The following is a 20,880-nucleotide window of genomic DNA, read 5'->3' as shown; positions in this document are numbered from 1 at the left end:
TTCTCCTAAACTAATTGGTTTTGAACGATATTTTTAAACTTGTCTTTGTGCTTCGGCGATAATTTTCTTTTTACCAAAGAAAAACTGACGGCGTTTACCACCTAATTGACGCCAAAGCACAGCACTACGAATACCCGCAAGTAGTAATGCCCTAATTTTTTGTTGCGTTGCAGTTTGCTTTAGCAAGTCTGGTTCACCAAATACTTGGATCTTTTGTCCAAGCGGGCTGACAACTTCGCTGTAAATGTCCGCTAAAGCCGCAAGAATAGTCGTGTCACAAATTTCAAAGTGTTGTAATTGGCGTTCAACGTCCTTTAAGCGCTTCGCAAGTTCACTGAGCGCTTTTGGATTATTTGATAAGGCGCGCTCTAATTGCATGATGCTGCCTACATATTTGACCATTTCTACGTCTTTATCACCTTGCGGTGTGAGTTGTGAAAGCAAAGTCCGATAGCCTGATTTTAAAGCGAAGCTGTCACTATAAACATCCTCAGGTTGTTCAGGATTTAAGTTAACAATACTTTGCAAAAAGCTCTCAACTTCCCGTTCATTAAACTGGCCATATTTTGCTGTTTTTTGTACAAGTTTAGTAATTTGACACATTGCCGCTAGGGGCATTACATAATTTGCAGCCATTACTTAATCACCGAGTCTATTATGCCACCACCTAAACAAACATCTTCAGCGTAGAAAACTGCAGATTGACCTGGTGTGACAGCTTTTTGTGGCTCGTCAAATAATACTCGTGCCATACCATCTTCACCTACAAGTAAAGTACATGATATATCGGTTTGACGATAGCGGGTTTTTACTGTGCAGCGTGTGGTGCCTTTGGGACCAATACGATCTACCCAGTGTAACTGGTTGGCATTTAAACCATTGCTGAACAGGCGAGGGTGATCTTTACCTTGGCCTACAATAAGCACGTTACGTTCGATATCTTTATCAACCACATACCAAGGTTCACCATTGCCTTCTTTCATGCCGCCAATGAGTAAACCTTTGCGTTGACCGAGCGTATGATACATAAGCCCTTCGTGTTCACCGACTTCGTTACCTTCAGTGTCTTCAATCGTACCTGGTTGTGCAGGCAAAAACTTTTGTAAAAAGTCTTTAAATTTACGTTCACCAATAAAGCAAATACCGGTGCTGTCTTTTTTGTCATGGGTAATTAAGTCTTGTTCTTCAGCAATGCGTCGAACTTCAGGTTTTTCGATATTACCGACAGGGAATAGGGTTTGCCCAATATGCTCATGGCTTAATGTATACAGGAAATAGCTTTGGTCTTTGTTATCGTCAAGGCCTCGGCACATTACAAATTTTCCATCACGTTCTTGTCGATGAACATAGTGACCAGTCGCAATGTAGTCAGCGCCTAGTGCTTGTGCTGCAAATTCTAAAAATGCTTTAAACTTAATTTCTTTGTTACACATGATATCAGGATTTGGTGTACGTCCAGCTTTATACTCGGCTAGAAAATATTCAAAAACGTTGTCCCAATACTCAGCTGCAAAGTTTACGGTATGAAGTTCAATGCCGAGCTTATCGCATACAGCTTGCGCATCTTTGAGATCTTCAGCAGCAGCGCAATATTCATCATTGTCGTCTTCTTCCCAGTTTTTCATAAACAAGCCTTCGACCTGATAGCCTTGCTGTTTAAGTAAGTAAGCTGAAACTGAAGAATCTACACCGCCGGACATGCCCACGATGACTTTAATGTGACTATTATCGCTCATAATATTTGCTGTAAATTTACCTGATTTTCAAAGGCCGTGATTATAGCACGCAAAAGCGGGTTGCTAAAAGCTGATATGGCTGTCATTACATGGTTAGTATTTTATATTCACCATTTTTTAGGCCATCAAGTGTATATTTGCCAATTTTGGCTCTGATCAATCTAAGGGTTGGGTGGCCAACATGGGCTGTCATTCTTCTCACTTGGCGATTTTTTCCCTCACTAATACTGATACTAAGCCAGGTTGTTGGTATATTTGCACGTTCTCGGATAGGAGGGGTTCTTGGCCAAATATCTGGTTCTGGAATAATTTCAACTTTGGCTGGGCGAGTTAACCCGTCTTTGAGTTCAACGCCATTGCACAGTGCTTGGATTGCACTTTCTGAAGGCGCACCTTCTACTTGCACCCAATAAGTTTTTGTAGTTTTTTTATTGGGGTCGGTCAGTTGATTTTGTAATTTTCCACAATTAGTTAACAGTAAAAGTCCTTCACTGTCTCTATCTAGGCGACCGGCTGCATACACCTGTTTTTCTTTAATATAATCAGCAAGAGTGGCTCGATTACTGTCATCGGTAAATTGGCATAAGACATCAAAAGGTTTATTAAATAGTACTATTTTGACTTGTTCAGGTGGGAGCGAACGTTTTACGGGGCGGTTTCTTGAGAGTTTATTGTTATGTAGGCGGTTAGCCTTATTTATTTTAGCTGCTTTTGAATTGGGCTTGTTCATATTTTCACCGGGTAACCACAACGATATTAATTGTAACATTGCAGCATCTAAAACCACAAAGCTTTGTAGCTCTTTTAAAGAGCTTATAAAATGATGAGGTACTATTAACCAAGGGGGAAGAATTACATGAAAGTGGGTGTGCAAAAAAGGTAAAGAATATGGCAGAAGCATTTTTAATTTGCCGATAAGCCATAGCGGAATGACTTTACAAGGCGAGTCATTTGCTTAAACATATCTTAAAAAGTAAAAAGCCTGCAAAGCAGGCTTAAAATTATATGTAAAGCTTATACAAGTTTTGACAAAATTTGATTAAACGTGTTGCTTGGGCGCATAGCAGCAAACGCTAGGTCGTCGTTAGGTTGGAAATAACCGCCTACGTCCACTGAGTTACCTTGAGCACTGTTTAGTTCATCAACAATGGTTTGTTCTTGCGCTGCTAAACTACCTGCAATTTCAGTAAATTGCGATTGTAGTTGTGTGTCTGCAGTTTGCGCTGCTAACGCTTGAGCCCAGTAAAGTGATAAATAGAAGTGGCTGCCACGGTTATCAAGCTCATTCACTTTACGAGATGGCGATTTATTTTCGTCAAGGAATTTACCTGTCGCTTGGTCAAGTGTGTCTGCTAGCACCTGCGCTTTAGCGTTACCAGCAACTTGGCTTAAATGCTCAAGTGATGCAGCTAACGCTAAGAATTCACCTAGAGAATCCCAACGCAAGTGGTTTTCCTTTTCAAACTGTTGTACGTGCTTAGGCGCAGAACCGCCAGCACCAGTTTCAAACAGGCCACCACCATTCATAAGAGGAACAATAGATAACATTTTAGCGCTTGTACCAAGCTCAAGAATTGGGAATAAATCAGTGAGGTAATCACGTAATACGTTACCAGTTACTGAAATAGTATCTTGCCCATCTTTCATACGAGCTAATGAATATTGTGTTGCTTCAATTGGTGCTTTGATGAGTAGCTCAAGGCCTTCAACATCGTGCTCTGGCAGGTATGCTTTAACTTTGCTGATAAGTTGAGCATCGTGAGCGCGAGTTTCGTCTAACCAAAATACTGCTGGTACACCTGTTGCGCGAGCGCGGTTAACGGCCAGTTTCACCCAATCTTTTATTGGTGCATCCTTAACCTGACACATGCGCCAGATATCACCTTGCTCAACGTTGTGTTGAAGTAACACATCATCGCTGCTGTCTACAACGCGAATTATACCTGCTGAAGGTGCTTCAAAAGTTTTGTCATGTGAACCATATTCTTCTGCTTTTTGTGCCATTAGGCCGACGTTAGGGATCGTACCCATTGTACGTGGGTCGAATGCACCGTTTTTCTTACAGAAGTCTATTGTTGCTTGATAAACACCAGAGTAACAACGATCAGGAATAACAAAACTTGTATCTTGTTGTTTGCCTTCTGAATTCCACATTTGGCCACTGGTACGTATTGCTGCAGGCATTGATGCATCAATGATAACGTCACTTGGTACATGAAGGTTGGTGATACCACGGTCAGAATCTACCATCGCAATGCTTGGGCTTGACTCATAAACAGCTGCAATATCAGCTTCTACTTCTTGGCGTTTTGCATCATCTAGCTGTTGGATTTTTGCATAAACATCACCTAAACCATTATTTACGTCAACGCTTAGCTCTTCAAACAGAGCAGCGTGTTTTGTAAATACGTCTTTGTAAAACACTTTTACAGCGTGGCCAAAGATGATTGGATCAGACACTTTCATCATGGTTGCTTTCATATGCAATGAAAAAAGAACACCTTTATCTTTTGCAGATGCAATTTCAGCGGCCAAAAAGTCTTGTAACGCAGATACACTCATACGAGATGCATCAATTATTTCACCAGCCAATAAAGGTGTACTGGCTTTTAAAACTGTTACGTCACCGTTTTGTGCAACATGCTCGATGCGAACATCAGTGGCTTGTTTAACGGTGGTTGACTGTTCAGAACCAAAAAAGTCACCATCGGTCATGCTGGCAACGTATGACTGCGAGTCAGCAGACCAAGCACCCATTGAATGAGGGTTTTTACGAGCATAAGCTTTTACTGAAGCAGGTGCGCGCCTGTCTGAGTTACCTTCACGTAATACAGGGTTTACCGCACTCCCTTTAATTTTGTCATAAGTCGCTTTAATTGCAGCTTCTTTTTCATCTTTAGGTTCAGCAGGGTAATCAGGCAGTGCATAGCCTTTTTCTTGTAGTTCTTTAACTGTTGCACGTAACTGAGGAACAGAGGCACTAATGTTTGGCAACTTGATGATGTTTGCTTCAGGTGTTTTTGCAAGTTCACCTAATTCAGCCAATGCATCGCTAATTCTTTGTTCTTGCGTTAGAAACTCAGGAAAGTTAGCAAGGATACGACCGGCCAACGAAATATCACGGGTTTCAACTTCTACGCCTGCGGCATTCGTATATGCTTGAATTATTGGAAGCAATGAATATGTGGCTAGCGCCGGCGCTTCATCTGTTTTGGTATAAATAATTTTTGATGTCATCATCATTCCTAGATTTTGTGGCTACTTAAGCCATTCAACAATGCAAAGGGAATGCTATGTTGCCTTATGGCAACAGGTTATAGCAAGTTTGTTAGATATTTTTACTTTTTCAGTAAATAAAAATATTTAACCTACCTCTTGGTAACAGGCGTTATTGTATCAAGCATTATTAGTGAGGGCTAATTAGAAATTTTAAAGGGAGGAGAATAAAAATTATAAGAAATATGAAGCGAGCAACAAATGCAACCCGCTTCCGATAGCCAAAACTACAATTATGCCATCTCTACATCGCGAGGGGCGATGTTAGTAGCATGAAGGCCTTTGGGGCCTTCTTGTAGCTCGAATGTTACATCCTGACCAGCTTTAAGCGTTTTGTATCCATCCATTACAATCGTTGAGTAATGGGCAAAGATATCTTCCTCACTGCCGTCTTCCACGATGAAACCAAACCCTTTGGCATTGTTGAACCACTTGACTTTTCCGCAAGCCATACTTCTACATCCTTCTATAAGTTGACTAATTTAGTTAATCTAAACTTTATAATTTGCTAGACTGCTCAAAGCTCATTGAATTGAGCAATCTATAAACGACTGTAGTTTATATGAGCAGTCAGTCAAGTTTTTTAACGTATTTTTTAACATTTTATTTATTTTATAATTCAAGTTTGCTTGAGTTACCAAGACAAGACTATATTTATTATGAATGGGACGAAAGATTCAGGTGTTATAGACACGGTACGTGAAAGTGCAAAGCAAAAGCTGAGCCCGCCGCGTAAGTACAAGGTCATTTTGAACAACGACGATTACACGCCTATGGAATTTGTAATCGAAATTTTAATGACATTTTTTAATATGGATAGCGAAAGAGCAACTGAAGTGATGCTGAAAGTGCATCATGAGGGAAAAGCTATATGTGGTATATATCCTGCAGATATTGCCCACACCAAGGCTGAGCAGGTCAATCGTTACGCTCGCGACAATGAGCATCCGTTGCTGTGTAGTTGTGAGCAAGAATAACCTTTTTAATTCTCGTTTGGGGGTTGCCAATGCTAAATAAAGATCTAGAAGTTACCTTAAACGCCGCTTTTCGCGAGGCGCGTACGCGTCGCCATGAGTTCATGACAGTCGAGCATTTGTTATTGGCGCTAATCGATAACCCATCAGCAGGAGAGGCGTTGGGCGCCTGCGGGGTTGATATTGAAAATTTGAAACGGGAATTGTCAGAGTTCATTGATGAGACAACCCCAGTGATTCCAGATTTGGAGGAGGATAGAGAAACTCAACCCACGCTTGGTTTTCAGCGTGTATTACAACGTGCGGTGTTTCATGTTCAATCATCAGGACGAAGTGAAGTTACAGGTGTAAATGTACTCGTCGCTATTTTTTCAGAGCAAGAGAGCCAAGCAGTTTATCTTTTGAAAAAGAGTGATATTAGTCGCTTAGATATTGTGAATTTTATATCTCACGGCATATCTAAGGTTGATGATGACTCTGAACATGATGATCATGAAGATATAAACGACGAATCTAGTGAAGTTCAAACTGAAGATAAATCGAAGCTAGAGAATTTCACGACTAACTTAAATACACTGGCGCAAGCTGGACAAGTTGACCCATTAGTTGGCCGTGATGATGAAGTTGAGCGAACTGTTCAAGTACTGTGTCGGCGTAAGAAAAATAACCCTTTACTGGTAGGTGAAGCCGGAGTAGGTAAAACTGCCATTGCTGAAGGCCTTGCGTATCGGATTATTAATAAGCAAGTACCTGAAGTAATTGAAGATGCCGTTGTCTATTCACTTGATATGGGAGCGCTGTTAGCAGGCACTAAGTATCGGGGGGATTTTGAAAAGCGGTTTAAAGCATTACTCAAGGAGTTGCAGGCTAAACCTCATGCAATTTTATTTATTGACGAAATACACACAATTATCGGGGCTGGTGCGGCGTCGGGGGGAGTGATGGATGCGTCTAATTTGATAAAACCATTACTTTCTAGTGGTCAGCTTCGTTGCATGGGCTCAACAACTTATACCGAGTTTAAAAACATCTTTGAGAAAGACAGAGCACTGGTACGTCGCTTTCAAAAGATTGACGTGGTCGAGCCAAGTGTGGCTGATACAACTAAAATTCTTTATGGCCTCAAAGAGCGTTATGAAGAGCATCATGGTATCCGTTATACACAAAAAGCGCTGCGTGCTGCAGCAGAACTCAGTGCCAAGTATATCAATGAACGTCATTTGCCAGATAAAGCAATTGATGTGATTGATGAAGCGGGCGCAAGCCAACGCTTACAGCCAGTGTCACGACGCAAAAAAACCATTGGTGTTTCAGATATTGAAATGATTGTGTCAAAAATTGCGCGTATCCCTCAGCAAAGTGTCTCTAATAGCGATAAAGAAACATTGAAAAACTTAGATCGTAATTTGAATATGTTAGTGTTTGGTCAAGACCAGTCAATAGACGCACTCACTTCTGCAATACGACTGTCACGCTCGGGGCTTGCCAATGAAGATAAACCAATTGGTTCATTCTTATTTGCTGGGCCTACGGGAGTTGGTAAAACTGAGGTTACTAAGCAGTTGGCCAAATGTATGGGTGTAGAGTTTATTCGTTTTGATATGTCTGAGTACTCAGAACGACACGCTGTGAGTCGCCTTATTGGTGCGCCTCCCGGGTATGTCGGTTTTGAGCAGGGTGGTTTATTAACCGAGGCCGCTATCAAACATCCACATGCGGTTGTGTTAATGGATGAAATTGAAAAAGCACATCCTGACATTTACAACATTTTGTTGCAGGTTATGGACCACGGCACGTTAACGGATAATAATGGCCGCAAAGCAGATTTTAGAAATATTGTTGTTGTGATGACTACCAATGCCGGTGTGCAGGAAACTATCCGTAAATCAATTGGTTTCCAAGAGCAAGACCATTCCCATGATGCAATGGTTGAAATAAATAAAGTATTTACCCCTGAATTTAGAAACCGCTTAGACAACATCATTTGGTTTAATCACCTTGATAAAGAAGTTATTTTACAGGTAGTTGATAAATTTGTTGTCGAGTTACAAGCGCAACTTGATAAGAAGTCTGTGAGTTTAGAGCTGACATCTGCAGCAAGAGAGTGGTTAGGCGAACTTGGCTATGATAAAGCGATGGGTGCAAGGCCTATGGCGAGAGTCATTCAAGACAAGCTTAAGAAGCCTCTAGCGAACGAAATCTTATTTGGCAAGTTAAGTGATGGTGGTAATGTTAAAATAGGTGTGAAAGCCGCAGAGTTGGATTTTAGATATGAATCGAGCTTAGTGTCGGCTTAATCCAATATATTGAGCATAGATATCAAAAAGCCTAGCATTTGCTAGGCTTTTTGTTTAACGCTGGCTTTATACCGAAGCGCTTCTTTAAAGTACAAAACTATACATATACAGAGTACTTCAAAGCACAACCTTTTTAGAAGGTTCTACACCATTCGATTAACGAGCGCGGAAGACAATGCGTCCTTTGGTCAAGTCGTACGGCGTCATTTCTACCGTTACTTTGTCACCAGTAAGAATACGGATGTAGTTTTTGCGCATTTTACCTGAGATATGAGCAACCACCACGTGGCCATTTTCTAGTTCAACGCGGAACATTGTATTTGGTAAAGTATCAAGGACTGTGCCTTGCATTTCAATTACGTCTTCTTTCGCCATGTGTAGCGTAACACCTCTTTGAATAATTAAACGCTGCAGATTTTGCCCAAAAGTAGACGATAAGTAAAGGTAAGGGTCAAAAATTTGTTATTTAATTGGCCAAATAGCTCAGATCAGTAAATAAAGCCGCTTTGAAACGACAAAACTGATCTAATTTTTAGTTAATTTTTATTAACGTACTCAATCCAAGCATCATTAATAAATCGTTGCGCAGGTAAAAATTGCGCTTTATAACGCATCTTTTTGCAGCTATCAATTTGATAACCTAAATACACAAACTCTTTGTTTAGCTTATTGGCGTGTTCTATTTGCGCCACAATCATGACGTTCCCTAAGCTGTAGCTGTCATAATCTGGGTCGAAAAAAGTATAGATGGCTGAGAGCGAATTGGGCATCGTATCAGTCACCGCAACGGCAATCAATTTATCTAGATGCCACAGTTCAATGAACGTGATGGGTAACCATTGGCAAAACAAAAAGCTTTCATATTGTAGCCGGTTAGGTGGGAACATCGTGCCATCATTATGTCGTAATGAAATGTATTTTTCGTACAAAGGATAATAATTGTCTCGTTCTTTATGACTTACCGTGAATGAAAACTCATTAGTGACTTTTTTAAACTTACGCTTTTGTGACTTTGATGGAATAAAACGTTTGGAAGGGATCCTCATTGACTGGCAGGCGCTACATTTAGGGCAGTGGGGGCGGTAAATTTGATCGCCACTGCGTCTAAAGCCTAATGCTAATAAGCCTTCAAAACGCGTTGGGGTATAACAGCTAGGGTCTAAAATAACCAGTAACTGCTCTTGTTGTTGAGGTAAATAGCTACAACTAAACTGCTGACTTAAACCAATTTTAGAAGGAAAATGTTCAGTCATAAATGTCATCCAATGTTTGAGCAAGCCACATTGTTTTTGGCACACTAAATTGCGCTGCTATTTTAAGTCTAGTCAAAAATTCCTCTCTCGATATAACTTTTGCACCTAAACTTGTTAAATATGGATTTTCTAATTGGCAATCTATAAAATAGGCATTATGTCGTTTTAGCCAGTTTACAAGTGCCCACATGGCGAGTTTTGACGCATTGGGCTTATGAAAGAACATAGACTCTCCACAGAAAACACCTGATTGCATAACCCCATATAATCCTCCAACTAATACATCGTCGTGCCATATTTCGATGCTGTGCGCTATGCCTTGCTGGTGCGCTTGCTGATAGGCAATTAACATATCGTTGTTAATCCATGTGCCTTCGTTATTGATACGCTGTTGACGACAGGCGGCTATAACTTGTGCAAACGCGTTATTCACCGTAACTGTTGGATTGAGCTGTCGGCATACTTTTTTGAGGGTTCGATTAGCATAAAACTCCCTAAGTTCGATAATGCCACGCTCACTGGGTGACCACCACATGATGGGTTCATGTTCATTAAACCAAGGAAATATACCGCGTGCGTAAGCATTTTTAAGTCTGGGTACACTTAAGCAACCGCCAACGGCTAGTAGCCCATCAGGGTCTTTTAATGCATATTCACATGGAGGGAACTGATTGTCGTTGCTGTTAAGGTGAAATAGTTGTTGAGTCATACAAGGGTATTTGGGCTCATGGTCTGTGTAACATAGCGCAAAAAACTGCTGAAAGAAAATGGGAGTATAAACTCCCATTTTTTAATAACCAGTTATTTTAGGTTATCTAAAAATCGTTCTGCGTCTAATGCTGCCATACAGCCAGTACCTGCAGATGTAATCGCTTGACGATATATGTGATCAGATACATCACCTGCTGCGAACACACCTTCAACGCTGGTTTGTGTTGCATTACCATTTAGACCTGACTGGATGACTAAATAGCCGTCTTTCATTTCTAATTGGTCAACAAACATATCGGTGTTAGGTTTATGACCAATTGCAATGAACACCCCAGCTAGGTCTAATTGTTCAGTATTATCAGACTCAGTTTCTTTAATTCGAATGCCAGTTACACCCATTTCATCACCTAACACTTCATCGAGTGTACGGTTTAAATGCATAACTACATTGCCACTTTTTGCTTTTTCAAACAGTCTGTCAGAGAGTATCTTTTCACTTCTGAAGGTTTCACGACGGTGAATAACGTGTACTTCTTCTGCAATATTTGAAAGATAAAGTGCTTCTTCTACAGCGGTGTTGCCACCACCAACTACGGCTACTTTTTGACCTTTATAGAAAAAGCCATCGCACGTTGCACAGGCTGAAACACCACGGCCTTGAAATGCAGTTTCTGACTCCAAGCCCAAATATTTAGCCGATGCACCAGTTGCAATGATTAAAGCGTCACAGGTGTATGTACCTTGGTCACCACTGAGTGTAAACGGACGTTTGGTAACATCAACTTTATTGATGTGGTCAAAAATAATTTCCGTTTCAAAGCGCTCAGCATGTTCTTTCATGCGGTCCATAAGTGCAGGACCTGTTAAACCATGCGCATCTCCTGGCCAGTTTTCAACTTCTGTGGTTGTGGTTAGTTGGCCACCTTGTTGCATGCCTGTAATCAATACTGGGTTTAAATTAGCGCGCGCGGCATAGACTGCTGCGGTATAACCAGCTGGTCCTGAACCTAAAATTAGCAGTTTGCAGTGTTTAACATCACTCATGAAATATTCCTAAAATTTATATACTAAGGATCAATGAGGACGATTCTATGCAATTCAAGCAAGATGTAAAATAAAACATAAATTTCATTTTTTCTTAAATCGTATAGTTGTCAAAAATAGTGTACTTGATGGTTATTTCGTCCATCAATCATGAAACTGACGCTATTGCATGACCAAGACGCTTTTTTTTGGTATGTTCTTAGTAATTTTGTTTCGTTATTCAATGAAGAATAACCTCTAACGAATAGGTATTTATGGCATTTTGGCAGGATACACCTGGATTTGCATTAGCTGCGGATAACATCCAAATTTTAACGGATGCAAAGCAGTATCATGATGAACTTCTTAGCTTGATACGCCAAGCTAAGAAGCGAATTTATATTACGACATTATATCTTCAAAATGATGCGGCAGGTACAGAAGTACTCAATGCGTTACATCAAGCATCACTGGCGAACCCGTCACTTGATGTGAATGTACTGGTTGATTTTCATCGTGCACAGCGGGGCTTAATTGGTGAAGAAAAGTCCGAAGGTAACGCGAAGTTATATTGTGATGCACTGACGGCCACAAACAGCAATGTAAAAGTGTTTGGGGTGCCAGTAAAAGCGAAAGAGCTGTTTGGTGTTTTGCACCTTAAAGGTTTTGTGATTGATGACACAGTGCTTTATAGCGGTGCAAGTTTAAACAACGTTTATTTGCATTATGAAGACAAATATCGACTCGACAGGTATTTTGTTATTAAACAAGCGCATCTTGCAGACAGCTTTTGCCTATTTACGGATGAGCATTTACTAAGCTCGGATGCAGTTGCGAGATTAGACAAAAGGCCTTTACCGAAGTTTATTGATATCAAGGTCGCCCAAAAGCAGTTAATGCGCAGTCTTAAAAAAGCAAAATACATGTCTAATGGCGCAGATTGTAATGACGGCTTAAATATTCGTGCGTTTTTGGGCTTTGGTAGGCGTACAAATAAGCTCAATCGTTTAATAAAAAGCTTGTTCGATACAACAGAACAAGAGTTAGTGCTTTATACACCTTACTTTAATTTTCCTGCTCCATTGTTACGTTCTTTGCGTCGGCTTTTAAAGCAAGGCCAGCAAGTAACAATCATAGTTGGGGATAAAACAGCGAATGATTTTTATATCTGTCCAAGCCAACCATTTAGTAAAATAGGGGCATTACCCTATTTATATGAAACAATTTTGAGAAAGTTTCTAAAATCACAGCAGCGTTTTATTAAATCTGGGCACCTTAAAGTGTACTTATGGAAAGAAGGCAGTAATTCTTTTCATTTGAAAGGCATTTGTAAGGATGGTCATACTCACTTACTAAGTGGACATAATCTTAATCCACGTGCATGGGGGTTAGATATTGAAAATGGCATTTTAATTGAAGATCCAAATAAGCAAATTTTGCACGAAATTGAACGAGAAAAACGGGCTATTTTAGCCAACTGCCGTTTACTTACAGGGCCAGAAGATGTTGAAACACTTGAAGACTATCCGCTTCCGGTGAAAAAGCTTTTGGGCCAAGCAAAGCGCGTAAAAGTTGACTTTATAATTAAACGTTTTATTTAATATTTGCACATACTTTTAAATAACAAAACCCCAGCAAGTGCTGGGGTTTTGTTATTTAATGCCATTGGTATTAAATAATTAGATATTGCGACAGATAAATGGCTTATTAACTCCCAAACATGATCGATGTATTAATAAACTGCTTCTAGTCGTTAAGTTTTTATTTGTAAGCATCATTATGCACATTTGCAGCACGACCAGAAGGGTCAGCATTATTTTGAAATGATGCATCCCATGCCAGTGCTTGTGGTGTTGAACAGGCCACAGACTTACCATGGGGTACGCAATTTGCTGCAGCATCGCCAGGGAAGTGCTCGGTAAAAATCTGTCGATAGAAGTATGCTTCTTTGCTATCAGGGGTATTAATAGGAAAGCGATATTGCGCATTTTCTAATTCTTGATCTGATACTAGTGTATCAACATGGGTTTTTAAAGAGTCAATCCAGCTGTAGCCAACACCATCAGAGAACTGCTCTTTTTGACGCCACAACACGTCATTTGGTAAATAGCCATCAAATGCTTCGCGTAAAATATGCTTTTCTATTTTGCCATTGTTACACATTTTTTGTTCTGGGTTGGTACGCATGGCAACGTCAACAAATTCTTTGTCCAAGAATGGTACACGTGCTTCAACACCCCAAGCCGCCATCGATTTATTTGCACGCAAACAATCAAACATATGTAGTTTAGAGACTTTGCGATTAAGCTCTTCGTGAAACTCCTGTGCATTTGGCGCTTTATGGAAATATAAATAGCCACCAAATAGTTCATCTGCACCTTCACCAGAGAGTACCATTTTTATGCCCATGGCTTTTATTTGACGTGACATTAGGTACATTGGCGTTGATGCACGTATAGTCGTTACATCATAGGTTTCTAGGTGGTAAACCACTTCTTTGAGCGCATCAATACCTTGCTGTTCAGTGAAGTGGATGGGGTGGTGTATGGTGCCAATTTCATCAGCGACTTTTTGTGCTGCGGCAAGATCAGGCGAGCCTTCTAAGCCTATTGAGAAAGAGTGAAGTTTTGGCCACCACGCATCCGAAGTATCATTATCTTCAATTCGTTTGGCTGCAAACTTTTGTGTTATTGCAGAAATAACCGACGAATCTAAACCCCCTGATAATAAAACGCCGTAAGGAACATCACACATAAGCTGTCGTTTTACAGCAGCTTCTAAAGCGTCTTTTATTTCTTCTGCGCTGGCTGGATTGTCTTTCACCGCAGTGTAATCTTGCCAATCACGCTGATAGTAAGGGCGAATGCTGCCTTCTTTAGAGTATAAATAGTGGCCGGGAGGAAACTCTTCAATTTGCGTACAAATGGGTGTTAGTGCTTTCATTTCACTGGCAACGTAAAAATTTCCAAACTGGTCACGGCCAGTATATAAAGGAATAATACCAATGTGATCTCGGCCAATGAGATAGGCATCTTGTTCTTCATCATACAAACAAAATGCAAAAATACCATTTAGATCATCTAAGAACTCCGGGCCTTTTTGCTTATAAAGAGCAAGAATGACTTCACAATCAGATTCAGTTTGAAATTCAAACTCTGTTGTTAGGTTTTCAGCCAGCTCTTTATGATTATAAATTTCACCGTTAACAGCAAGAATATGTGTTTTCTGTGGATTATAAAGTGGCTGTGCGCCGCTTGATACACCAACGATTGCAAGGCGCTCATGCACCAAAATTGCTTTATCTGATGCATATACTCCAGACCAATCAGGTCCTCGGTGGCGCAATAACTTTGACATTTCTATCGCTTGAGAGCGAAGTTCTGTGGGATCGGATTTAAGCTCCAATACGCCAAAAATTGAACACATAAATTACCTCATTCCTGTGTTGGTTTATTGTTATGGTTTGCCATTACTCTAAACTGTTTATATAAAAGCTTTGGTTTAACATCGAAATTTATTAGTCGTAATGACTTAATCTATTAAAAGTTGCTTAACCTAATTCTTTTGATGTAAACCTTGCTAAAAAGTAAATTATCATGAAATTTACACCTTTTTAGCGCATGGCTTAAGTCATAGATTTATCAGAATTACCTTACGAAGTCACACAATTAAATTAATTTATTTAAGTAGCAGTACGCTCTAAAAAGGTGCGCTTTTTCACTTGCTTGCACTATTTTGGTGCGAATATGTGTGTGGTGAGTAAAATATGAATCAGGTGAGCGATATTCAGTCATTTAAAAGTGGTTTTTTAAAAAGACTGCGCACTATTTTGGTGCGATTTTGTGGTTGTATCTTATAGACCAATTATGTGGTCTATAAGATATATGGTGGCTTTGGTATTAATGGGTTGTGCCTGCTGCAACCTTTATGTCTTCTTTATTTTGTATCGCGCTCGTAATAATAACTTTTAATGCACTTAGCACCATATCTAGGCTCATACTTGGTGCATTTGGGTGATGTAGTGCTTGTGAAGGTAAGTACGGAATATGAATAAAGCCGCCTTTAATATGCGTATCATGTTGATTGATCATATGCATTAATCCGTACATCACATGATTACATACGTAAGTGCCTGCGCTATTAGAGATAGATGCAGGGAGTTCAGCTTGTTGCAGTGCCATCAAAATACGTTTAATTGATAAGTTAGTAAAATAGGCACTGGGCGCCCCAGCAATTACTTGAGTATCAATGGGTTGTTTACCTGCATTGTCTGCTATTCGTGCGTCATTAACATTAATGGCAACACGTTCAATTGATATATCAGCTCTACCGCCCGCTTGGCCTACACACAAAACTAACTGCGGTGCATATTTATCAATCGCTTGATGCAGCTCTCGTAATGACGTATCAAATTCACATGAGAGTTCTTTAGTGTGAATAATACAACCACCAATGTGCTCACCTTCAAGCACAGATACGGCTTGCCATGATGGGTTAATAGACTCACCACCAAAGGGGGCGAAACCGGTGAGTAAAATACTGGGTTTTTGTGCTTTAGTCATTAAAGATGACTCCATACATAAGCAATATATTGATAGCGAGTAAGGTTAGCGCCGTTGGGATCTGAACCTTTATCACTTGGTATTTGTCTTTGAGATCAAGTAAGGCTGCAGGGACAATATTAAAATTTGCAGCCATCGGTGTCATTAGTGTACCGCAGTAGCCAGAATACATCCCAATTGCCACCAATGGCGCAGGTGAAGCGCCATGTCCTTGTATTAAAAATGGCATTGCAATACCAGCTGTCATCACTGGGAAAGCTGCGAATGCGTTACCCATAACCATGGTAAATAATGCCATTCCAGTACAATATATAACAACCAGCATAAAGCGGTTATCTGGTGAGACAAATAATTTAACTAGACCCTCAATGGCAGTGCCCGTTTGAGAAATAATAAATACGCCGCCAAGCATGGCGAGCATTTGCGGTAATATTGCAGCCCATCCAATGGAGTCGACTAATCGGCGGGATTCAGCTAATGCTTGCAGTGGCGAACCCGATGTTATTTTCCAACCAACGATGAGGGCTAAACCACACGCTAAAGTGAGTGCGGCCAATGTTACATGGCGTTGATCAAACAAGTAAATATCAGCAATATTAATCTGGCTTAGTAACAGGGTACACAAAACAGTAACGATGGGGATAAGCACCGCTGGTATGAATAGCTTATTATGGAGGCGCTTAGCACTGCCATTAAGCTCTTCATTGGTCGGAACGTAATAACTGCCCATCGACACTTTTCCTAACCCTGCAAGCAGTGCAATCGCCAGTACACTGATACCAACCCATTGGTAAGTTATTGGTTCACCAAACAACTTGATAGATAGGTCGCCAAATAAAAATACATTACCAAACAAAAACCAAAATAGGGCGGTAGTCCATTTTTTAGGGTGGGCTGGGTCTTGTATGGTTTTTACGACCAAAAACATCACAACAAACCCGATGAGTAAATAGATATTGTTGATTGAGATAATTGCAGGTGCCTGCATTGTTGAGGTAACAGGGGCGCTCATGATAACCCCGCATTCAATATAGTTGATTTATTAGTATGTTTAGCTATTTCATGACTTATTTTAGCTTCTAATCGAGCAAGCCTAAATAAATGTACTATCAACGCGGCGATGGCTGTTGGTATGGCCCATAAGCCAATGTGCAAAGGTTCAATGCCATCAATGCCATTTTCTTTCAAAAATGCGTCCATAAGTAAAACAGCACCAAAAGCAATAAAAATATCTTCACCAAAAAATACAGCAATATTATCGCATGCCGCAGCATGGGCACTAATCATATCTTTAACCGGTTTAGGTAATTCGCCATGTAAGTTGGTGGCAGCACCTAGTGCCATTGGCGCAAGTAATGGTCGTACAGTTTGCGCTTGGCCTGCAAGACTCAATAATCCAAGTGCTGCGGAGCATTCTCTGACAATAAAATATAGACTTAAAATACGTGCTGTGGTTGCTGATTTTATGCTTGCCACCCAAGATTGCGCTCGTTGCTGCAAACCATAGCGCTCTAATAGTGCGATAACGGGTAAAATCAACAAAAAACTGGCTAATTGGCGAGAGTTCATAAACTTTTCACCAAAGGTTTCAATTAAGGTTAAAAATTCAAGTCCTACAGTCCATCCTGTTACTAAGCCTGCAACACACACCACTAACAGAGGGTTAAACCTCAGTGCAAAGCCAAATACGACGATCACAATACCTATTAAGGGTAATAGGTTTAATTCATTCATAAGGGTTACTCTAGTTATTATTTTTTGCCAAAGTAAATTGGGCTAAATGTGCGCTTAATTTATCACTGGCTTTACGTGCATGTGCAAGGTCACACTCTACAAAATTGCAGTGTTGATTCGCACCTAGTTGGCTAAACATTCTTAAGTCAGCATCAATAACCGTTGCTAAGATAGGGTAGCCGCCCGTTGTTTGACAATCATTGAGCAACACAATCGGCTCTCCACTTGGCGGTACTTGTATAACACCTGGGTGAACAGCTTGTGTAGCAACGGATACATCATGTGCAAGTGGGTTGTCACTGCTAAGTCTGCAGCCCATACGGTTGCTGGCTTCACTAACACGCCAATGGTTATTGATAAAGCGCTCAAACGCGCCTTGAGGCAGCTTATCACAATGCGGACCTTTAAGTACTCGTACCTGTTTTTTATATTCTGGTTGCTTTACACCCAACGGTGCGAGTTTGTTCGTTGCATTTGCAAAATGAAGTAGGTCACCTGCTTGCAGCGCTCTGCCTTGTAAACCACCAAAGCTTGCTTGTAAGTCGGTGGCATAAGACGAAAGCACTGGGTCAAGTTCAAAGCCGCCTTGTACGCTTAGATAAGCACGTTGCGCATGAGCACTTGTGGCAAAAGACAGTGTATCACCCTTATTGGCATGATATCGCCACCCTGGGTAGACTGCTTTATCAGCTAACTTTGCCTTTAAGCAAGCGCCTGTTAAAGCAAAATTGCAAGGTTGTGTAAACTCAAACTCACAAAGGCCAATTGTTACTTCAATAACACCAAGGTGAGGTGGGTTGTCAAGTAGCATATTTGCAAGGCAGGCTGCAAAAGGGTCAAGCGCCCCGCTGCGACACACGCCATAATGTCTATATCCAAACCGACCAATATCTTGAAAGCTGGCTAGTACACCACTTTTGATGACTCTTAGCATAACCCTTCCTTGTGCGGTATAAATTTAACTTTGTCACCTGGTGCAAATAAACTAGGAGGGGTGAGTGTTGGGTCAAACAAAGTATTGTTGCAGCGCGCCAGTAAATGCCAGCCACCGGGTGAGGAGCTTGGGTAAATGGCACTTAAGTCTTCAGCTATTGCAACAGAGCCCTTTGGAACTTGCTTTCGAGGCGTTACTTTTCGAGGTAATTGCAAATGCTCAGGGAGTGAACCTAGGTATGCAAATCCGGGTAAAAAGCCAAGAAACTCAACTTGATAAGTATACTCGCTATGCATATGAACAACCTGTTTTGCTGACATATTTAACCGTAAAGCGACATCTTCTAAATCAGGCCCATCTTTACCACCATATATGGCTTCAATATGATGCGTTTTTACGTCAAAAGCGACTTCCTCGCTTTCTTCCCAAAGTAGCATCGCTTTTTTTAGCCAGTAATTATATTGAGTCGGCTCGGCTAGGTAAGCTGTGACAGATGCTTTAGCAGGTACAATATCAATAAATGCGCTGCTATGTTGAAGGCTAATGGTTAAAGCAAATAAACGTCTTTGCTCGCTAGGAGATGGTTTGTCGGTGTTTAGCGCAATAACAATTGCATTTTCACCAAGTAAGTAGCTATGTGCTTCTAACATGCTTGTTTTCTTTTTTATTATATTTGTCTTTAGTATAGCTAACACTTAGGGGAGTGATGCAAGTGTAATAAAAAAGCCATGCACAGATGGCTTTTTTATTTGCTAAGAGTTAATTGTTTGACAACAACCATTCACTTAATAGACGTACACCATACCCTGTGCCACCAGTGGGAACTTCCCCTGAAGGTTTACTGGCTAAAGCATTGCCTGCAATATCAAGGTGGACCCAGCGAGTATCCCCCGCAAAGTGCTGTAAAAAAGAGGCCGCTGTAGTCGCCCCAGGCCCACTAGAACCTACATTGGCAATGTCAGCAATGTCTGATTTAAGCATGTCTTTGTAACCAAGTGGTAGGCGCCATACCGGTTCATTTACTTGCTTCCCTGCGAGGGTCAGCTCTTGGATTAGTTGCTCATCTTCAGAGAAAATAGCGCTGTAACGATTACCTACGGCACGAATTTTAGAGCCTGTTAAAGTAGCCACATCAACCATGATCTCAGGTTTAAAATAAGTCCGTGCGTACCACATTGCGTCACTAAGCACTAAACGTCCTTCGGCATCGGTATTAAGCACTTCGACGCTTAGTCCTTCTGCAGTGCGAAGTACATCGCCGGGCGCGATAGCTGTTTCTGATACCATGTTTGCAGCCATCCCCATGACGGCCACAACATTGAGGTTTGCTTTGTTTAAAGCCATTGCTTTGACAGTACCAAGCACCGCAGCAGCGCCGGCCATATCAGATTTCATACGCGCAATAGAGTCACCCGTTTTAATGCTATAACCACCGGAGTCAAAAGTGATACCTTTGCCAACCAGAGCAATTGGGGTATCGTCATTACCTTGGTAATGGGCTATAACTAAACGTGCGCCTTCATCGCTGCCACGACCAACCCCCTCAAGTGCGCCCATGCCAAGCTCTTTGAGTTGCTTAGGCTCTAAAATCGTTACTTTAACGCCATACTGTTCAAGTGATTTTGCTGCAAGGGCAAAATCTACCGGGGTCATTTCGCTACCCGTTTCAGAGGTGAGATCTCGCGCCAAAAACACGCCTTGCTGAACGTTTGCAAGTTGCTGGTAAAGTTGCTTACTGGCTTTACTGTCTGCGACATCAATACGGTAGTTTAATGTGGTTTTGTCTTGTTGTTTTTTGTAAACATCAAAACTATGGTCACGAAGACTGGCACCATGAGCAAATTGTGCGGCCAGCTCACTATTGTTTACCTGTCCTGATACATGCTCAAAGGCCAATACTATTTGGTTTGCATTTTGTTCTTTAAGCTGTGCATGTATATTACCGCCAAGCTTAGCGATTTTAGCATTAGTTAATTCGTTTTCTTTTCCTAAGCCAACGAGCACAATACGCTCATAGTCACTATCAACAGGGGCAAGCAATTCAACGCTTTTGCCGTATTCAGCCTTAAAGTTGGCACTAGTGAGTGCTTTGCTGAGCTGTTTTTGTGTGTCTTTATCTAAAAACTTAAAATGACTTTTACGGTCAGTGTTATTAAATAGCACTAACGTATCACCTGCAGAGAGCTTAGAAGTAAATTCAATATTGGTTGCTTGAGCGCTACTAATACTGGCTAGTGCAAATGTCATCGCACTGATCTTAGTTAGTAATTTCATTAATAAGCCTTATGTTACATTTTACGGCTATTTTAACCGTAGAACGTATATAAAAGTTATGATTAGTCGTTGAAGCACCAAATTACAGGGACCAATTTGCACTATT

The 20,880-nt window shown here is 40.9% G+C and carries 19 protein-coding genes; 3 read left to right on the top strand and 16 right to left on the bottom strand.

All coding sequences use genetic code 11. From position 1 onward, the window contains the following. Window positions 1–33: 33 nt before the first annotated feature. From hflD to cspD, 5 genes are all read right to left on the bottom strand, one after another. Window positions 34–636, bottom strand: coding sequence for a high frequency lysogenization protein HflD (hflD, locus tag SANK73390_RS21840; protein ID WP_261593547.1), 603 nt, complete (start codon window positions 634–636; stop codon window positions 34–36). Beyond that, a complete protein-coding gene (mnmA, locus tag SANK73390_RS21835; protein ID WP_315942715.1) occupies window positions 636–1,739 on the bottom strand; it encodes a tRNA 2-thiouridine(34) synthase MnmA in 1,104 nt (367 codons plus the stop codon). The genes hflD and mnmA overlap by 1 nt, the downstream gene beginning before the upstream one ends. Before the next feature lie 82 nt (window positions 1,740–1,821). After that, a complete protein-coding gene (locus SANK73390_RS21830) occupies window positions 1,822–2,505 on the bottom strand; it encodes a pseudouridine synthase (RefSeq protein ID WP_261593549.1) in 684 nt (227 codons plus the stop codon). Between the two features lie 245 nt (window positions 2,506–2,750). Next, window positions 2,751–4,973 carry an NADP-dependent isocitrate dehydrogenase gene (locus SANK73390_RS21825; protein ID WP_462768400.1) on the bottom strand — a complete coding sequence of 741 codons (2,223 nt, stop codon included), beginning with the start codon at window positions 4,971–4,973 and terminating at the stop codon, window positions 2,751–2,753. Window positions 4,974–5,245: 272 nt separating this feature from the next. Beyond that, the gene (cspD, locus tag SANK73390_RS21820; protein WP_261593552.1) at window positions 5,246–5,464 is read right to left on the bottom strand and encodes a cold shock domain-containing protein CspD; all 219 of its coding nucleotides are present in this window, start codon (window positions 5,462–5,464) and stop codon (window positions 5,246–5,248) included. A 207-nt stretch (window positions 5,465–5,671) separates the two neighbouring features. Between cspD and clpS the strand changes: the two genes are divergently transcribed. Further along, on the top strand, window positions 5,672–5,989 hold the full coding sequence (gene clpS / locus SANK73390_RS21815; protein WP_261593553.1) for an ATP-dependent Clp protease adapter ClpS: 318 nt from the start codon (window positions 5,672–5,674) through the stop codon (window positions 5,987–5,989). Window positions 5,990–6,018: 29 nt separating this feature from the next. Next, window positions 6,019–8,283 (top strand): ATP-dependent Clp protease ATP-binding subunit ClpA, encoded by a 2,265-nt coding sequence (gene clpA, locus SANK73390_RS21810; protein ID WP_462768399.1) that lies wholly within the window; start codon window positions 6,019–6,021, stop codon window positions 8,281–8,283. A 156-nt stretch (window positions 8,284–8,439) separates the two neighbouring features. Here clpA and infA read toward each other — a convergent pair whose 3' ends face one another. The 4 genes from infA to trxB form a co-directional block, all read right to left on the bottom strand. After that, on the bottom strand, window positions 8,440–8,658 hold the full coding sequence (gene infA / locus SANK73390_RS21805; RefSeq protein ID WP_058029687.1) for a translation initiation factor IF-1: 219 nt from the start codon (window positions 8,656–8,658) through the stop codon (window positions 8,440–8,442). A gap of 161 nt (window positions 8,659–8,819) precedes the next feature. Further along, the gene (locus SANK73390_RS21800; protein WP_462768398.1) at window positions 8,820–9,536 is read right to left on the bottom strand and encodes an arginyltransferase; all 717 of its coding nucleotides are present in this window, start codon (window positions 9,534–9,536) and stop codon (window positions 8,820–8,822) included. Then, the gene (gene aat / locus SANK73390_RS21795) at window positions 9,529–10,245 is read right to left on the bottom strand and encodes a leucyl/phenylalanyl-tRNA--protein transferase (RefSeq protein WP_462768397.1); all 717 of its coding nucleotides are present in this window, start codon (window positions 10,243–10,245) and stop codon (window positions 9,529–9,531) included. Before aat ends, SANK73390_RS21800 begins: the two co-directional genes overlap by 8 nt. 92 nt (window positions 10,246–10,337) lie before the next feature. After that, window positions 10,338–11,291, bottom strand: a complete 954-nt coding sequence (gene trxB / locus SANK73390_RS21790) for a thioredoxin-disulfide reductase (RefSeq protein WP_462768396.1) — start codon at window positions 11,289–11,291, stop codon at window positions 10,338–10,340. 254 nt (window positions 11,292–11,545) lie between these two features. Here trxB and pssA point away from each other — a divergent pair, with 254 nt between their 5' ends. After that, the gene (gene pssA / locus SANK73390_RS21785; RefSeq protein ID WP_462768395.1) at window positions 11,546–12,871 is read left to right on the top strand and encodes a CDP-diacylglycerol--serine O-phosphatidyltransferase; all 1,326 of its coding nucleotides are present in this window, start codon (window positions 11,546–11,548) and stop codon (window positions 12,869–12,871) included. Window positions 12,872–13,031: 160 nt separating this feature from the next. Here pssA and asnB read toward each other — a convergent pair whose 3' ends face one another. The 7 genes from asnB to SANK73390_RS21750 form a co-directional block, all read right to left on the bottom strand. Then, window positions 13,032–14,696, bottom strand: a complete 1,665-nt coding sequence (gene asnB / locus SANK73390_RS21780; RefSeq protein WP_462768394.1) for an asparagine synthase B — start codon at window positions 14,694–14,696, stop codon at window positions 13,032–13,034. 473 nt (window positions 14,697–15,169) lie between these two features. Then, the gene (gene pcp / locus SANK73390_RS21775; protein WP_462768393.1) at window positions 15,170–15,832 is read right to left on the bottom strand and encodes a pyroglutamyl-peptidase I; all 663 of its coding nucleotides are present in this window, start codon (window positions 15,830–15,832) and stop codon (window positions 15,170–15,172) included. Beyond that, window positions 15,825–16,844 carry a DUF979 domain-containing protein gene (locus SANK73390_RS21770; protein WP_462768392.1) on the bottom strand — a complete coding sequence of 340 codons (1,020 nt, stop codon included), beginning with the start codon at window positions 16,842–16,844 and terminating at the stop codon, window positions 15,825–15,827. Before SANK73390_RS21770 ends, pcp begins: the two co-directional genes overlap by 8 nt. Further along, window positions 16,841–17,566, bottom strand: a complete 726-nt coding sequence (locus SANK73390_RS21765) for a DUF969 domain-containing protein (RefSeq protein WP_462768391.1) — start codon at window positions 17,564–17,566, stop codon at window positions 16,841–16,843. Before SANK73390_RS21765 ends, SANK73390_RS21770 begins: the two co-directional genes overlap by 4 nt. A gap of 10 nt (window positions 17,567–17,576) precedes the next feature. Then, window positions 17,577–18,500 (bottom strand): 5-oxoprolinase subunit C family protein, encoded by a 924-nt coding sequence (locus SANK73390_RS21760; RefSeq protein WP_462768390.1) that lies wholly within the window; start codon window positions 18,498–18,500, stop codon window positions 17,577–17,579. Beyond that, a complete protein-coding gene (pxpB, locus tag SANK73390_RS21755; RefSeq protein WP_261593566.1) occupies window positions 18,494–19,150 on the bottom strand; it encodes a 5-oxoprolinase subunit PxpB in 657 nt (218 codons plus the stop codon). Before pxpB ends, SANK73390_RS21760 begins: the two co-directional genes overlap by 7 nt. Before the next feature lie 109 nt (window positions 19,151–19,259). Continuing rightward, the gene (locus SANK73390_RS21750; protein ID WP_462768389.1) at window positions 19,260–20,774 is read right to left on the bottom strand and encodes a leucyl aminopeptidase; all 1,515 of its coding nucleotides are present in this window, start codon (window positions 20,772–20,774) and stop codon (window positions 19,260–19,262) included. Window positions 20,775–20,880: the final 106 nt, after the last annotated feature.

It is taken from the genome of Pseudoalteromonas sp. SANK 73390, assembly GCF_054966645.1.
Note: the sequence above shows the minus strand (reverse complement) of the source record. Positions and strands in the feature narration are given on the sequence as shown.

Bases quoted from the DNA above. Each gene is read 5' to 3' on its own strand.
- SANK73390_RS21800 (WP_462768398.1), bottom strand. From the start codon at position 9,536: ATGACTGAACATTTTCCTTCTAAAATTGGTTTAAGTCAGCAGTTTAGT.
- trxB (WP_462768396.1), bottom strand. From the start codon at position 11,291: ATGAGTGATGTTAAACACTGCAAACTGCTAATTTTAGGTTCAGGACCA.
- clpS (WP_261593553.1), top strand. From the start codon at position 5,672: ATGAATGGGACGAAAGATTCAGGTGTTATAGACACGGTACGTGAAAGT.
- SANK73390_RS21760 (WP_462768390.1), bottom strand. From the start codon at position 18,500: ATGCTAAGAGTCATCAAAAGTGGTGTACTAGCCAGCTTTCAAGATATT.
- clpA (WP_462768399.1), top strand. From the start codon at position 6,019: ATGCTAAATAAAGATCTAGAAGTTACCTTAAACGCCGCTTTTCGCGAG.
- pcp (WP_462768393.1), bottom strand. From the start codon at position 15,832: ATGACTAAAGCACAAAAACCCAGTATTTTACTCACCGGTTTCGCCCCC.
- infA (WP_058029687.1), bottom strand. From the start codon at position 8,658: ATGGCGAAAGAAGACGTAATTGAAATGCAAGGCACAGTCCTTGATACT.
- pssA (WP_462768395.1), top strand. From the start codon at position 11,546: ATGGCATTTTGGCAGGATACACCTGGATTTGCATTAGCTGCGGATAAC.
- aat (WP_462768397.1), bottom strand. From the start codon at position 10,245: ATGACTCAACAACTATTTCACCTTAACAGCAACGACAATCAGTTCCCT.
- SANK73390_RS21830 (WP_261593549.1), bottom strand. From the start codon at position 2,505: ATGTTACAATTAATATCGTTGTGGTTACCCGGTGAAAATATGAACAAG.
- cspD (WP_261593552.1), bottom strand. From the start codon at position 5,464: ATGGCTTGCGGAAAAGTCAAGTGGTTCAACAATGCCAAAGGGTTTGGT.
- SANK73390_RS21825 (WP_462768400.1), bottom strand. From the start codon at position 4,973: ATGACATCAAAAATTATTTATACCAAAACAGATGAAGCGCCGGCGCTA.
- SANK73390_RS21765 (WP_462768391.1), bottom strand. From the start codon at position 17,566: ATGAATGAATTAAACCTATTACCCTTAATAGGTATTGTGATCGTCGTA.
- SANK73390_RS21750 (WP_462768389.1), bottom strand. From the start codon at position 20,774: ATGAAATTACTAACTAAGATCAGTGCGATGACATTTGCACTAGCCAGT.
- pxpB (WP_261593566.1), bottom strand. From the start codon at position 19,150: ATGTTAGAAGCACATAGCTACTTACTTGGTGAAAATGCAATTGTTATT.
- SANK73390_RS21770 (WP_462768392.1), bottom strand. From the start codon at position 16,844: ATGAGCGCCCCTGTTACCTCAACAATGCAGGCACCTGCAATTATCTCA.
- hflD (WP_261593547.1), bottom strand. From the start codon at position 636: ATGGCTGCAAATTATGTAATGCCCCTAGCGGCAATGTGTCAAATTACT.
- asnB (WP_462768394.1), bottom strand. From the start codon at position 14,696: ATGTGTTCAATTTTTGGCGTATTGGAGCTTAAATCCGATCCCACAGAA.